General features: G+C 39.8%; 13 protein-coding genes. 8 read left to right on the plus strand and 5 right to left on the minus strand.

Annotated elements, in window-relative coordinates:
• Positions 1 to 59: 59 nt before the first annotated feature.
• From CBW18_RS09955 to CBW18_RS09985, 8 genes are all read left to right on the plus strand, one after another.
• Entirely contained in the window at positions 60 to 305 is a 246-nt protein-coding gene (locus CBW18_RS09955) for a DUF3253 domain-containing protein (protein ID WP_088301129.1), read from the plus strand.
• 220 nt (positions 306 to 525) lie between these two features.
• Positions 526 to 678, plus strand: coding sequence for a hypothetical protein (locus CBW18_RS21365; RefSeq protein ID WP_172406487.1), 153 nt, complete (start codon positions 526 to 528; stop codon positions 676 to 678).
• A gap of 8 nt (positions 679 to 686) precedes the next feature.
• Positions 687 to 1,400, plus strand: coding sequence for a type 1 glutamine amidotransferase domain-containing protein (locus CBW18_RS09960; protein WP_216359215.1), 714 nt, complete (start codon positions 687 to 689; stop codon positions 1,398 to 1,400).
• Between the two features lie 280 nt (positions 1,401 to 1,680).
• Entirely contained in the window at positions 1,681 to 2,322 is a 642-nt protein-coding gene (locus tag CBW18_RS09965; protein ID WP_088301130.1) for a hypothetical protein, read from the plus strand.
• A 649-nt stretch (positions 2,323 to 2,971) separates the two neighbouring features.
• The gene (locus CBW18_RS09970) at positions 2,972 to 5,293 is read left to right on the plus strand and encodes a TonB-dependent receptor (protein WP_088301131.1); all 2,322 of its coding nucleotides are present in this window, start codon (positions 2,972 to 2,974) and stop codon (positions 5,291 to 5,293) included.
• A gap of 32 nt (positions 5,294 to 5,325) precedes the next feature.
• The gene (locus CBW18_RS09975) at positions 5,326 to 6,303 is read left to right on the plus strand and encodes a hypothetical protein (protein WP_088301132.1); all 978 of its coding nucleotides are present in this window, start codon (positions 5,326 to 5,328) and stop codon (positions 6,301 to 6,303) included.
• A gap of 6 nt (positions 6,304 to 6,309) precedes the next feature.
• Positions 6,310 to 8,079 (plus strand): IucA/IucC family siderophore biosynthesis protein, encoded by a 1,770-nt coding sequence (locus CBW18_RS09980; protein ID WP_088301133.1) that lies wholly within the window; start codon positions 6,310 to 6,312, stop codon positions 8,077 to 8,079.
• Positions 8,079 to 9,326 (plus strand): MFS transporter, encoded by a 1,248-nt coding sequence (locus CBW18_RS09985; protein ID WP_088301134.1) that lies wholly within the window; start codon positions 8,079 to 8,081, stop codon positions 9,324 to 9,326. Before CBW18_RS09980 ends, CBW18_RS09985 begins: the two co-directional genes overlap by 1 nt.
• 116 nt (positions 9,327 to 9,442) lie before the next feature.
• Here CBW18_RS09985 and CBW18_RS09990 read toward each other — a convergent pair whose 3' ends face one another.
• From CBW18_RS09990 to CBW18_RS10010, 5 genes are all read right to left on the minus strand, one after another.
• Complete coding sequence (locus CBW18_RS09990; protein WP_088301367.1) at positions 9,443 to 10,054, minus strand: GIN domain-containing protein; 612 nt, start codon at positions 10,052 to 10,054, stop codon at positions 9,443 to 9,445.
• A 260-nt stretch (positions 10,055 to 10,314) separates the two neighbouring features.
• Positions 10,315 to 10,830, minus strand: coding sequence for a hypothetical protein (locus CBW18_RS09995; protein ID WP_088301135.1), 516 nt, complete (start codon positions 10,828 to 10,830; stop codon positions 10,315 to 10,317).
• 124 nt (positions 10,831 to 10,954) lie between these two features.
• The gene (locus CBW18_RS10000) at positions 10,955 to 11,725 is read right to left on the minus strand and encodes a glycoside hydrolase family 11 protein (RefSeq protein WP_088301136.1); all 771 of its coding nucleotides are present in this window, start codon (positions 11,723 to 11,725) and stop codon (positions 10,955 to 10,957) included.
• A 572-nt stretch (positions 11,726 to 12,297) separates the two neighbouring features.
• Positions 12,298 to 13,458 (minus strand): NAD(P)/FAD-dependent oxidoreductase, encoded by a 1,161-nt coding sequence (locus tag CBW18_RS10005; protein WP_088301137.1) that lies wholly within the window; start codon positions 13,456 to 13,458, stop codon positions 12,298 to 12,300.
• Between the two features lie 22 nt (positions 13,459 to 13,480).
• Positions 13,481 to 14,230, minus strand: coding sequence for an AraC family transcriptional regulator (locus CBW18_RS10010; RefSeq protein WP_088301138.1), 750 nt, complete (start codon positions 14,228 to 14,230; stop codon positions 13,481 to 13,483).
• Positions 14,231 to 14,369: the final 139 nt, after the last annotated feature.

The following is a 14,369-nucleotide window of genomic DNA, read 5'->3' on the forward strand; positions in this document are numbered from 1 at the left end:
TTAAGCGGAGTATAAAACACTTTTCAAAGCAATCATCAGGTTTTATTGGTTAAACCCACATGCGACATCATACAGACATATCAGCTACCATTTTGCTTATGGCCGAGCAAAGAGGCCCTGAAAAGAGCACCTGCCCATCTGAAATTGCCCGCAGGTTATATCCTGACGACTGGCGTAAGCACATGAAAAATATACGCGAGGTAGCTATTGGCCTGCATCAACAGGGTAAAATAATGATCACGCAAAAGGGTATGCCTGTTGATATAGATCACATTAAAGGACCTATCCGCATTAAGATTGTCTGACCCTGGTATTATGCAAGGGGTAGCTTTTGTTAAATGCTCTTTTTCAAGACCTGAAGTCGCACTGTTAAGGCAGCTGGAACATGATTAACCTTCAGCCAAAAAAGGTCGTCCCCTTACCGGAGCCTTTTTTAGTAAGCAAGCACGGCCATATTCAAACACTCGTTCTTTTTAATATTCCCGAACCATTGCCTGTTAAGCTTTGTTATGATTTAAACTTAAAATGGAAAACATGAGAGATCCCGGAGAAAAAGATGAAAAGGCAACAGCTGAAAATGTCAATCCTGAGGTAAAGCCCCAAGAAGGCGCTAATTGGAATGAACATCAGCAGATAGATGAGGAAGGCAATGAAATTGATGCAGAGGATATTAAATAAATAACACTATGAAAAAGATATTAATGGTATTGACCTCGCACAGCGAGATGGAAAATACAGACCATAAAACAGGCGTTTGGCTCGGCGAATTTACCGATCCTTACTATGAATTTATTGATGCCGGTTATCAGGTAACACTTGCCAGTCCGAAGGGCGGCAGACCACCTGTTGACCCCATGAGTGAGCTTACAGAAAATATTACCGGGTCTAACCGCAGGTTTCAGGATGACGAGCATGCTAAAGCGGCATTTTCGCATACTACCGTGTTGAATCAGGTGAATGCTAACGATTACGATGCTGTGTTTTACCCGGGTGGGCACGGTCCGATCTGGGATTTAGCTGTTGATAATAATAGTGGAATACTGATCCTTGATTTCCTTGATGCAGGCAAACCGGTGGCCGCTGTTTGCCACGGACCCGCAGCATTGATTAATGCAGACCAGCAAAGACCTGGTTTTTTAAAGGGTAAAAAAATCGCTGCATTCAGCAATACTGAAGAAACCATGGTAGGACGGAGTGGCAATGTACCATATCTCCTGCAAACCAAACTTGAAGAACTTGGTGCTGAGGTGAAAACAGCCCTTGTACCCTTCCTTTCGCATGTAGAAACAGATGGCTTACTCATCACCGGGCAAAATCCACTCTCCGCCGGACCAACGGCGAAAAGCCTGATTGAATTATTGTCAAAGCAGGAAGAGCAAATTGAAAGGATAGATTTATAAAACACGCTATTGAACTTTATCAATTAACTGAATTTTAAATGGGGCTGTCAAGAAATATAGAGATGGCCTCGTTTAAGCTTTATTAAATGAGGTCTATTTTTCAACATATACCTGAAATATTTTGGACTTAAATTCCATTCTATACATCATCTTCTTCCAGTTCACTTAATCTACCTATAACTAGGTTTACCGGTAGATTAAGTGAAACTACTTCGAGCAAGCCGGGACAGAACAAAATTGATCTCTGTTTGTTAATTTGATCTAATCCTGATACAATCTAATGAAAAAAAACATTCTCATATTGCTGCTGTCTCTATTTTTTTGCGCCTGTAATCAAACTGATGAGCGTAAACATACAACAGAAAAAAAAAGCGAAACAGTTACACCTTCAGCGCAAACTAATGTCTTTACCAAACGGGAGAAATTGATTGGCGAAATTAAAACACTCATGCAGGCAATGGCCGAAAAGGATAAACCTGCTATTTTAGCTTATTTCAACTTTCCATTAGCAGATAGTTCAGTAAACTTTTTTGGAGTAGATCCCATTTTCGATGCTGCACGTAAAGCGAATAATGACAGAATTACAAAAGCAATGTTTGACAATTCTTTTGCTTCCATTTATCAGAAAACAGAAATGAGCGAATTTAAAAATCTCATTAAATTCCTGAAAATAAATAACCTGGAAAACCAGGACAGTGTCAATTACGACAATATAATTAAAGGCGATGGTTGTTATTATTTCTACAGCATATCGGTTGATCATCATGACGAGGTCACACTAACCTATGGTACCAATTCAAATGATGAGTACCGAAAATCACACCCTGATGAAGAAGAAATTTGCAGTGAATATGCCGTGGCCTGGATTTTCAAATTTGATGGTAAAGCATTGCACTTCCTTAAACACCGTATAGCGGGATAAAAGAAGAATTAATTTAACAATGATCCGGCTTGCGCTACCACCCTGCATTTAAAAAAACCAACATAATCAAATCCAAAACTTGATCCCGTTTATCATTTAGGCCAAGGTCCAGAACAGATTAGCATTATTGGTTTATTAGCTAACAAAATTTTACCCACCGGTTTATTGATTGGTTGACTCATTTTTTGTGGTCCCTGCGGGATACCATCCAATGGGAGAAGCGCTACATAAGTTACCTCCTTGCCACATATCCAGGTTTCGGTATCCTACTGGCTTACTACGTTCCATTTTGCATCCGCATTCCATACCAGCGGCATTACCTTATATATGCCGATGAGATTGCCTTTTTCGCCCGTCATATAAGAATAGAAGGCTGGGTCAATCCAGATCCACTTGCTGAAGCCCTTACTTTAAACCACATAATAACATGACAGTTATCCAAATTGGTTTCCTCAGGCATACAGGTAGTAAACCTGAATGAATATCCATATACAGCATATTCATTCAAAACAATCGCCAGCACCCAGTAACTCCATTTATTTTAATTCAACAAAACTTATGCTTTGATCTATCAAAAATATTACACAACTTTGGCTACTATTTTTATTCAGTCTAAATAACTGTAGTGTTTATTTTAGGTTAAATTTATATGAAAATTAAACTCGTACTTTTTTTAATGTTGATACCAGTACTGATGGTTAGGGCACAGAAACCAGCAACCATTACAGGAAAAATCACCACCAATGATGGCAAAGCCGCCACCGGTATTACCGTAAGCGTTCCAGGTACTACACTCGGAAGCGTGACGGATGACAAAGGTCTTTACAGGATCAAAAATCTTGCTTCAGGAAATCAAGTGATCCAACTCTCTGCTATAGGCATCCAAACTCAAACCAAGACTGTTAAAATTGAGCCTGGTGAAACCACAAATATTGATTTTGTAATCAGTGAGACCATAAAAGAGCTGGAAGAAGTAGCGGTTAGCGCACTCAGGGCACATAAATACATTTATAAGGAAAGTGATCAGGTTGCCAAAATCCCATTAAAGAATTTGGAGAATCCACAGGTGTATTCTGTTATTCCGAAAGAGCTTATCAGTAGTCAGTTATCGCTCAACAGCAAGGATGTAATCAATAATGCTACTGGCGTAGTGGCTTATTATACACCGATTGGTACGGTAAGCGCCTGGATAAGGGGATTTGACACCAGAAATGCGATCCGAAATGGTATGGTTACCCAATACCGGGCAGAGTCTGATCCCATTAATATTGAGCGGGTTGAGGTGATCAAAGGACCGGCCGGCACGCTCTTCGGTTCCAGTGCCATATCATTTGGTGGCTTAATTAATAAAATTACCAAAACCCCAAATCCCATTGCGGCAACTGAAATAGCCGTTTTTACAGGCAGCAATAGCTTAATGAGAATAACGGCCGATGTGAACACCCCCTTAAATGCATCAAAAACATCCTTATTCAGGCTAAATGCAGCTTACCACGCTGAAGATAGTTTTCAGGATATCGGACGTTATAAGAGTATCAGTGCTGCGCCAAGTTTTCTTTATAAAATAAACGACAGACTTACTTTCCTCGTTGATGCTGAATTTGCAGCGGTAACCAGAACACAGCAACCCTACCCGTCATTTGGCCCGAATACAACTTTTAAAAATTTCAGGGATATTCCAATTGGTTACAAAAAATATATTGGTGGTGATGATGTGGATGCTAAAACAACCATTTCTAATTTCTTTACCAAGGCAACCTACAAATTGTCTGATCAATGGGTTTCCTCTACCAACCTGAATTTTAGTAATGGTTATGTAGATTATGCCAATCAGCTTTATCCAAGATGGCTGACGGATTCTACGATGACCAGGAATATAGGAATGTACAGCGCACGTACACTTTCGTTCATTCAGTTTCAACAGAATTTTAATGGTGACTTTAAAATAGGCAAAATGCGTAACAGGGCCGTTATTGGTGCAGATTTTACCAGTACAATTACCAGGTTAAACTATGCGTATTTTAATTATGATACCATTAATGTGAATCAAAATTTCGCTCCGTTATTTGCCCAGCGTGCCAATGCCTTAATGGCCGCAAAAACACCAGGTCATTATCAAAACACACAAACCAATTACAGCCTTTATGCTTCTGACGTTATTAACCTAACCGATCGCCTGCTCGTGATGGCAAGTTTGCGACTGGACCAGTTTGTAAACAAGGCCAGTATCGAAAATAGTCTTCCGGTAAAAGATGATTATCAGCAAACGGCATTATCCCCTAAATTCGGATTGATTTATCAAATTGTAGATCAGAAAGTTTCTCTTTTCGGAAATTACATGAATGGTTTTTTAAATCAGGGGCCGGTTACCCAGCCTGATGGCGGTACACTCCGGTTAAAACCCAAGCAAGCCAACCAATGGGAAGGTGGTGTTAAAACAGATCTGTTAAACAAGCATTTGGGTTTTACCTTAAGTTTTTACGATATCAAAGTTAACAATGCCACTTATACCGACATCAATAATTTTAGCTTACAAGGGGGCACACAAAGAAGCAAGGGTTTCGAAGCAGAACTGAATGCAGAGCCTGTTGATCATTTTTATATTATATCCGGATATGCCAGGAACAGCAATAAATTTATATCTGGTACCCCCTCACTAATCGGGAAAAAAGTTGCCGGTGCGCCGGGTGAGGTCTTTAACCTTTGGATGAATTATCAGTGTGTGAGTGGCTTTTTGAAAAATTTTGGCGGTGGCTTTGGCGGCAATTACGTCAGCGAGGTATACTGGGATGCCGCGAATACCATTACCATACCCTCGTACACAGTGTTGAATGCCGCAATCAGTTATCATCAGCCAAGCTGGACAGCATCCGTTAAAATGAATAACCTATCTAACCAAAAATATTGGAACAGCGATGCACAGCCACAAATGCTGAGGCAGATTATAGGTTCACTCGCTATGAAATTTTAAAAGACAAATTATACCTCAATCTACCGATTAACATGCGATTTAAAAATATACATAGTGTCCTCATACAGGAAAGATGTAAGGAACAAGGTATCAGTTGTGAACTGCTGGTACCTGGAGATGAAGAAATTTTTGAACTTCAAAAAGGTGACCGTAAAATCTTCATCAACCGTGGCGTATCTCCATATGTCAGTCATATGGCGGCTACCCTTTCAGAAAACAAGTTAGCAACCAATACCTTACTTCAAAACCATGGAATTCCTATCCCTGAATTTATGTTTTGTGCTGACCTTCAGCAAGAGGCCATCTCATTTCTGGAACAATATCAGCCTTTGGTAGTTAAACCGTTTGACACCAACAAGGGGGTTGAAATCCACCTGAATATCTCCAATCTAAAAGATCTGGAACAGGCTTTTTTAAAGGTTAGAAAGGTAAGCAGCCATGCCATTCTTCAGCGTCAGGCTGCAGGTAAGGATTATCGGATTTTACTTATTGGAGATGAACTTGCCGGCGTATTATGGAACGAATGGGCTTATGTAACCGGCAATGGAAAAGATCAGCTGGAACAGCTGATCGAAACTGAAAATAAGAAAAGAGAAACGGAAGGTACGCCTGTTTATAACCGGAATTTTAAAATGCTTTCTCCGGTTCCCATGGAAGATGCAGGGCAGGCACTGGCATTGCAGGGACTAGACTTTAAATATGTTCCCGGCTATGGCGAAAAAATTTACATCAGCTATTGCGGAAATGGCTGGGCTGGTGCGTTAGCGATTGATCAAACAGAAAATATTCATCCCGATAACCTTCTCCTTGCTAAAAAAATAGCAGCGATAGCTGAAATTGATGTGATTGGTATTGATATCAGATGCGATGACATCGCAGTATCTTACCAGGAATCAGCCTTTGCAGTGATTGAGGTGAACATCCGGCCCAGTATGGTCGATCATGAGTATCCAACCGAAGGGAAATCCAGACGAGTAGTTTCACAATACCTTGATTATTTATTTAAATAAGCCATCATGAATCACTTAGCCCAACCATTACCTTCAACAGTTTTACCGCAAACTGAGACATCAGGATACGCTCAGGCTTGCCAGGAAGTGATGCAAAGACTGCTCTATGCGCTGATTCATGAGCATTCAGATCAGCGGCAGCTTGTTTTAACCACCACCAATGATCAGTTTAAAGTAAGGCGGATTGTTCTCCCTTCCAGTGGGGGAATTTTAACCTGCGTAGAAACCAATGAAAGGAATATTACGGTTTATTTATCAGTGGTATTGCTCAGAAATGATGGTGATTTAACGGAACTTGATGTGATGGCCCTATTGAACTGCATACTGGATTTATGGAAAACGGAAGAGGCCTGTAGCGAAAAAATAAGAGCAGAAATCAATAACTGTTTAGATCACCTCGCTATGGCATTTGATCATGAGGCAGCACATACTGATCAGATCAGCCAATGCATTAAAGCAGTAATTTTAGCAAAAAAATCTGTTTTTCAGCAGAGGGAAACACTTTTACATTCAGAAATCATACCCTTTAAAGGACATCCGATCCACGTGTGTGCCAAAACCAAAATGGGCTTTTCCAGACAGGATGTATTGGCTTACAGTCCGGAATTTTCACCGAAGGTTAATCTGCAACTGCTTGCCGTACACCGGTCACATCTGGTATGTTCTGATGAAATTGACATCTGGACAAAATACAGTGCTAACCTGTTGTCACATAAACAAGCGAAGGATTACCTGATCATGCCGGTTCACCCATGGCAATACAAGCATGTTATTGCTCAGGCATATAAGGCACACATCAACAGTGGTGTTTTATTTAAACTTGAAGATGAGGCGATAGATGCCCTGCCAACTTTATCTATGAGAACAGCATTTTTACCAGCTACTCCGGGCCAGCCGTTTTATCACATTAAGGTTCCCATAAGTATTCAGGCTACCAGTGTTAAAAGATCCTTAACCCTCCGGGATTTGTATAACGGTATTGAATTCAGCAAAATGATTCCGGATATGATGCAGAAAATCCCCTCTATTGCGAACAAACGTGGGCGATTAATTAGTGATGTGTGTGCGGCACATTTTAAAACCGAGGGAGAAACAAATCCTGGTCTGTCTTTTCTTTTAAGAAATGATCCCGTTAACCATTGTTTACCGGGAGAAACCATGGTGGTTGCTGCGGCTTTAACCCATTCTACTAAATTACACCCAACTCCACTTCTTTGTCAGTTCATCAATCAGTCTAAATTATCAGTAGAAATTTACCTGGATCAATTGATCGAAACCCTGTTAACTATGCCACTGGAAGTATTTTTGTATAAAGGTATTGCCCTGGATTTGCATGGTCAAAATACCATGATTGTTTTTGATGAATCTCATCAGGTATGCGCACTGGCTTACCGTGATCTGGGGAGTGTACAAGTGGCAGACACATCGCCTTCCTTTAATGAACAGAAACACCTTTTTTATGGAGAAGCCTCCACTTTTATGAACTATAAAGATACCGTTAGTGAATTGATGCACACACTTTTCAATAATCTTATCGGGGGCATCATCAGCTGTACAGCCAGCGCATACGCCATACCTGAACCGCAGATTTGGAGCAAAGTTAAAGAAACCAGTATACGTATTATCCAAAGCTGCACCGTACCCAACCAGCTAAAAGATGATTTATGTCAGCTGCTTTTTAGTCCGACGCTGATGATAAAACCCTTATTAAGAATGCGCATTGCAGAAAAAACGCTATACCAGGCCATTCCCAACCCGATGTTCAATATTAGCTGATGGCCCTGTTTCAAAATACAACAACAGAAAGTAATCCGGCAGCGCAAAATCGGTCAGGCACATTTTATAATAAGTTTCTGGTTTGTTCATTTATCGGCGCATTAGGAGATTACATGACCCTTTCTGCATTAGGATGGTATATTGTAGATTCAGTAGGTTCTGCAGAAGTACTGGGTTGGGTATTTTTTGCCAGAACTGTTCCCCGGTTTTTCATGAGCTTTGTGGGCGGTTATTTTGCCGATCGGATGGATCGTAAAAAGCTGATTATCGGGGTATATTCCGGATTAATGATTACAACAGGTTTGCAGATTCTGGTGATCTGGAACCTGTCTGGTTTGCACTGGATTTATATTGTAGCAGTTGTTTTTTTACGAAATGTTTTTGACAGTGCAGAGCCCAGTATCAGAAATGCACTATTGCCCGACATTGTAAAAAAAGAAAACATTGCAAAAGCTGTTGGCTTTTATGCTTCCAGTTTAAACCTGGCCGCTATTTTTGCACCGGTTTTAGCCGGATACCTGCTATCTGTCATGACCATTACCCCCTTGTTAATTGCCGATTTTTGTTTGCAGATCCCCTCTTTTCTGATTCTTTTTTTGCTTCCCGCCATACCCCTCCACCAAGATGCCGCTGGCAAGGGTATGGCAAAAAAAGGCTATATTTTTGCAATTTCTTACATCAGGCAATCTCCCGTTTTGCGCAATAGCCTGATATTAAGTGTTACCCTGATGTTTTTTCTTTTCCCATTTGGCGCAATGCTTCCGCTGCTGGTTAAAAACACACTCCAGTCAGATGCAAAATCATTCGGGATGATCAGTGCCACTGAAGCATTTGGGGCCGTGCTTGGCGGACTCTTACTTAAATATATTACTCAGGATCAATTGCTCCGGTTTTGGCCCTGGATGGGAATGCTTTCCTGTTTTTTCCTGTTATTATTGGGCTTTGCGGATACTTCATTAGCTGTTTTACTTATTATTTTTGTTTTAGGATTAATGAGTCAATTATTCAGAAGCACAGGTCGGAGTATCTTTCAGCTCAACACACCCACAGAAATCAGGGGAAAAGCAATGTCAGTATTGATTTCAGACAGTGGAATCGTATCTCTGGGCATCTTATTTTTTACGCTGATCGCAGGTAAACTATCTGTTGGTTTTGTTTATAGTTTGATGGGCTGTTTTGGAATGATATGCTGTTTCGCCAGTTACATGTTTTTGCTTAAAGTTAAGAACAAAAATCAGTCAAAATAGAAAAGGAAAATATTGATCTCAAGATACGGTTTGGGATAACCGGTAAATCCTTTTGCGCGGTATAATAAAAAAAGCTGCCCGGATGGACAGCTTTAATTCACATTAAATATAGTGATCTATTTTGCTAACACCATTGCATTTTGTTCTGCTTCCATGATGGCCTGGGAAACAAAAGATGCAGATTTAAGACTGACAAAGTCTCCTAATTTTACATTTTTGATGTTGCTGGCGATCATGGTACTCTGATCAGCAGTACCATTTAATTTTAGTATCGCATCATCCTTAACAATGGTATACAAACTACCTGTGGTCGTTTTAATCTTAGCTGTAGCACTCTGATTCAAAAACAACTGAAGGTATTTTACATCGAAATTATTGCTGGTTACCACCACGGATTGCCCGTATGCTTCAATTCTTTCCAAATCTTTTACAGTAATGTTCAGTATGACCTGATTGGTTTCCATGGAGTTGATGAACAAGGTTTTTCCATCAGTTGATACAAAGGTTTTTGCAGCGTCGTAGTTGCTGGTGCCCGATACATTTTGCTTATCACCCTGGGTTAAGATGATTTTTACATTCCCGCTCACCCAAATCCTGTTGAATGTTGATAATGAAGCAGTTTTTGTTTCTGCTTTAACGGGCTCAGCGGCAAAAGTGGCCATTACTGATGAAGTGAATACGACTGCTGTTAATGCTGCTGCGAATACTATTTTAGTGAAGGTTTTCATATCTTTATATTTTAAGTTTTTGCTATTGTTTGTGATTAAGACGCAGCTGTCCATCAAACGTTGCAGGCAAAAACCCGATATTATACCAGTATCAGCAACCACTAGACCAACGCCCGTAATTTCTAGACGAACGGTTAGGAGAACATCACTTAAACTTTTTAATCCTCTTATGCAATACGTCTGAATTAAAAAATTTTCAAGCTGAACACCCAATACGACCGAACAAAAGCTATCCGGGGCGATAAAGATCAGTTACTCTTTTATTTGCTTTTTTTTAACAGTTCTTCATATGCAGGCTCCTCATGCCTTTCCATACCATCAGAAATCTTGATTCCGGCTTTCTCAAATTCACGGATTAATCTTTTATCAAAACCTGCAATGTATGAAGCAAATTTTAAAGAATCCTTTTGTTCAGGGATGGTTTCAAAAGGAATATTCGGTTCTTTAAACCTGTGCAAAACGGCTTCCGTACTGTCGTTACCTTGCATAAGCACAGAGTCACCATAGTTTGCAATTTTGGCTACATATGGTTTGGTCAGGTACCTTAATGAATCATTCTCTATTTTATACGCAAGCTTGAACCGGCCAACCTTCTGGTTATAGAAAACTACATATTGCGAATCAATATCAAATTCACTATATCCATTTGCCATGGAAAATTTATACCATTTACCGATAAGCGATTTTTTATTTCCATCTGTGTTTTTAGGCTTTGACGAATTACAGGCAGAGATGGCAAAAATGAAAAAAGCAAGAAAATAAAAGATGGATCTCATGATAACTAATTGTTAAATAACATTAAAAGATTTTTAATCCAGGTAAATGATCAGAAAGTACCTGAAGTACATCCTGCCAGGCTATTGCCAGGCAGGATGCGGTTGTGATTGCATTAAATACTGTCTACTGTGCCCAAATGGTACAGTTAATATTGCCATTGGTATTCGTGCCCCATGTTTCCGAAACCATAATTGCTGGAATATTTAGCTGACCAAGCGTATATCCGTAGCTTTTCCATTTGTTGTAGTGGTTGGCAAAAGTAATTACACGATTTTGTCCGGGAGCAGCTTTTGTAACCCTTGAACTGTAAATCTGTCTGAAGCCATCGCCACCATCAATATTTTTACCTGTCATCCAGCGGGTCCATACGTTATAAGCTGTACCATCACTATCAAATGTACCCAGGAAAGTACCGCTGTGAGGTGAAACTGCACCCCAGGTTTCGTTTACGTAGTACTCATAAAAGGGGCTTCTGCTCCATCCGTACCAGCCAAAAGTACCACCTCCGGAGTTAGAATAAGCACTAAGGTTATACCCGATCTTGTAGTTTGCCGAACCTACCGAATAACCTTTACCGCAGGTAAAATTACCATTGAAACCATTCCAGTTAACGCTGTAATTTCCGGCGGCGCCATTTGCGTAATTAACGGTACCTGTAGCACCATCACTCTTCCAAAGCGACCAAAAGAAGCCATTATTTGTACCAGATTGATAGGATTCAGTAACTGCGGATTTGTCAGACGGCGGCGTAGTGGCAGTAACTGCAACTGCTTCGGGTTCCATCCTTGCATCTTTTTTACAGCCTGTTAACAATGCAGCGCTTGCCAGCGCAATAGTTGCAGCAACAAAGGTAACCTTCCTGGTTACACTTGTCAGTGAGTGTTGTTTTTTCATGTATGATTATATTGGTTAGAGATGCAAAGAAAATATATCTGCAACCGCAGCACCACTATTAATCATCAAATTTATGACACAAATGTTCATAAATCATTCAACGGTGTTCGTTTTATGGAATTACAGCAACATTAATCTAATTTTAATTACTTATTTATTTTATTAAATTTTATATTTTAAAATACAATATTATTCCTGATTTAACTTTTTTGATCCTGTTCTCAAAAATAGCATAGTGCATTTAAACATCCTAAAGGACAGTTAAATGGTATATGCATTATAAAAGATTGAGTTTATCATCCTGCCACATATGAGGCACATTAATGCAGAACCATGATATCAAAAAGAAAACGGTTACAACTGGAATGATAAGCCTAATCAAAACCGGAAAACATTAGCCTTAAAAAGACTTACAAAAAAAGAGTTAAAAAATTATAAAAGTTACATTTTTAATAAAATTTATACTACAAATTAAATAATTTTAAAATTACATTCTAATACGAATTATCACTTACAAGAAACTGCCATTTAATATTAATTTATAGCATTTAAAAGGGCCTTTTAAGTTTCCGCTAAGTTCCGCTAAAGAAACTGGTCATAACAGACAGTGCATTTTCACTATGCATCCTTTCGCCATTTTCAAGAGATTCTTTTGCTTTTGAAGATGCTCTTTCCCGCATTTCTGTTTCATAGTGAGCGATTGCATGCCGAATATCATTATACTCTTCTGATAAGAGCATCCGACTCAATTCCAGCGCATCTAGCATGGCCATATTTGCGCCCTCTCCGGCAAATGGCGGCATAAGGTGTGCAGCATCACCAATAATGGTCAGATTGGGCATGGCAGCCCAACTTTGGTTCAATGGCATACAGTTGATTGGTCTTACAATATAAGGCATAGCTGCGTGCTCAAATAACTCCTGCCAGATTTCATTCCATTCGCTGTATGCTGTTTTAAACCATTCAAGCATCTCTGATTTATCAGAAAAATCCAGACCACTCTTTTCCGCCCAGTTTGCTTCGGCTTTAAAACTGGCATAAAAACCAATTTCTCCATTCGATTTTTGTCCCATCAGGATATTCTGCTGATTTCCAAATGCCATGATCTTTCCGCCCCGCAGCATAGCCGAAATCTTCGGGACTTTTTTTTCAGCATCGTAGATATTGCCTTCAAGCATGGTAATACCCGAATAAAAAGGTTGAACATGGGTTAGATAAGGACGGATTTTTGAATTTGCACCGTCCGAACCGATCACGATATCCGCATATTCATTTGTGCCATCTTTAAAATTTAACAGCCAGCCCTCACCTTGTTTTTGCATGGCTACAAATTGCCTGTTCCAAACGATGCACGCTGCATCTAAGGCATCAATCAGGATGCTACGCAACACGCCACGATCAATCTCCGGCCGAAAATGCTCCTCTCCAAATGCTTCTTCCTGTTTATTTTCGGCGTCGCTGAAAACAATCTCCGCCTGTTCATTGGTAATCGTAGTCTTATCCGCACCTTCCATATAATTTTTCCTGAATTCATCCAGTAAACCTGCTTCCCTTAATGCGGCCAGCCCTGAATGTTCATGTAAATCCAGAGGAGATCCCTGCACCCGGGCATTTCTATCAACATCTCTTTCATACACTTTTACATTAATATTCTTTTGTTGTAGAAGTCTTGCCAGGGTCAGTCCGCCGGGACCACCCCCTATAATGGCTATTTTTTTGTTTTCTAACCGCATAATCGTTATTTATACAGCAAAACTACTCCTCCTTGTAAACCAGGAATTGTAAAAAACGGTCGTTTTTGTTTTTATGGAGTTCTTTAGGCGATACCCCGGCAAACTGTTTAATTTCTTTAATGAAGTGCGACTGGTCGGTGAAATTAAGTTTTGGATAAAGTTCACCATTTTTAATATCACGAAGGGAAGCCTGAAAGCGAAGTATCTTGCAATATGATTTTAAGGAGAGCCCAAACTGCTGTTTAAAATAACGGTTGATCTGCCGTTGGCTCCAGAAAATTTCCTGGGCAAGCACACTGATGGAAATTTCCCCATTGGAAGAAAAGATCAGTTGAAACAACTTTCTTTTCCGCTCATCTATTTTTTCAGGTAAAATGGAATGGATTTTCGCTGTTATCTTTTTACAGAATACTTCAAAATTGTTCAGGTCATTGCTGTTGATATTCCAGAAACCTGATGGCAATATTTTCCCGGTATCCAATAGTTCAGCAATGGGAAAGTGAAACAAGTATTCTATTGCTAATGGATGAAAGCTTACAGAAAAAAAGCTATTCACCTCGGCATCAACATGTTTAGGCTTGGTTTCCAGTCCAAGCAAGGCAATCTGAAAATCAGCTTCACCAATTTTTGAAAATATCAGGTCAATTTTGCCATTGGGAATGATCACGGCCTGCTCTTGATTGGAGAAATTTTGCAGAGAGGAGAAACAATATACAAAATCACTGAGCGACTGATCCGGATAGCCAAGTTGAAAATGTAAATCGTTGTTCATGATGTTAACAAAAGGTGATTTTTCATCCGCAAATGCTCAAATTTAAATATTCGCAGTTAAAAAATCATGGAGAATTTCTGATACCATAGCAGAGCCTCTATTTTTAGGGATAGCCAGCTATTTCATTTAAGGCCCATGC

This window comes from Pedobacter sp. AJM, from assembly GCF_002197755.1.
Classification (GTDB): Bacteria; Bacteroidota; Bacteroidia; order Sphingobacteriales; family Sphingobacteriaceae; genus Pedobacter.

Excerpts from the sequence above, each read along its gene's own strand:
- CBW18_RS09955 (WP_088301129.1), top strand. The coding sequence starts at position 60 with ATGCGACATCATACAGACATATCAGCTACCATTTTGCTTATGGCCGAG.
- CBW18_RS21365 (WP_172406487.1), top strand. The coding sequence starts at position 526 with ATGGAAAACATGAGAGATCCCGGAGAAAAAGATGAAAAGGCAACAGCT.
- CBW18_RS09960 (WP_216359215.1), top strand. The coding sequence starts at position 687 with ATGAAAAAGATATTAATGGTATTGACCTCGCACAGCGAGATGGAAAAT.
- CBW18_RS09965 (WP_088301130.1), top strand. The coding sequence starts at position 1,681 with ATGAAAAAAAACATTCTCATATTGCTGCTGTCTCTATTTTTTTGCGCC.
- CBW18_RS09970 (WP_088301131.1), top strand. The coding sequence starts at position 2,972 with ATGAAAATTAAACTCGTACTTTTTTTAATGTTGATACCAGTACTGATG.
- CBW18_RS09975 (WP_088301132.1), top strand. The coding sequence starts at position 5,326 with ATGCGATTTAAAAATATACATAGTGTCCTCATACAGGAAAGATGTAAG.
- CBW18_RS09980 (WP_088301133.1), top strand. The coding sequence starts at position 6,310 with ATGAATCACTTAGCCCAACCATTACCTTCAACAGTTTTACCGCAAACT.
- CBW18_RS09985 (WP_088301134.1), top strand. The coding sequence starts at position 8,079 with ATGGCCCTGTTTCAAAATACAACAACAGAAAGTAATCCGGCAGCGCAA.
- CBW18_RS09990 (WP_088301367.1), bottom strand. The coding sequence starts at position 10,054 with ATGAAAACCTTCACTAAAATAGTATTCGCAGCAGCATTAACAGCAGTC.
- CBW18_RS09995 (WP_088301135.1), bottom strand. The coding sequence starts at position 10,830 with ATGAGATCCATCTTTTATTTTCTTGCTTTTTTCATTTTTGCCATCTCT.
- CBW18_RS10000 (WP_088301136.1), bottom strand. The coding sequence starts at position 11,725 with ATGAAAAAACAACACTCACTGACAAGTGTAACCAGGAAGGTTACCTTT.
- CBW18_RS10005 (WP_088301137.1), bottom strand. The coding sequence starts at position 13,458 with ATGCGGTTAGAAAACAAAAAAATAGCCATTATAGGGGGTGGTCCCGGC.
- CBW18_RS10010 (WP_088301138.1), bottom strand. The coding sequence starts at position 14,230 with ATGAACAACGATTTACATTTTCAACTTGGCTATCCGGATCAGTCGCTC.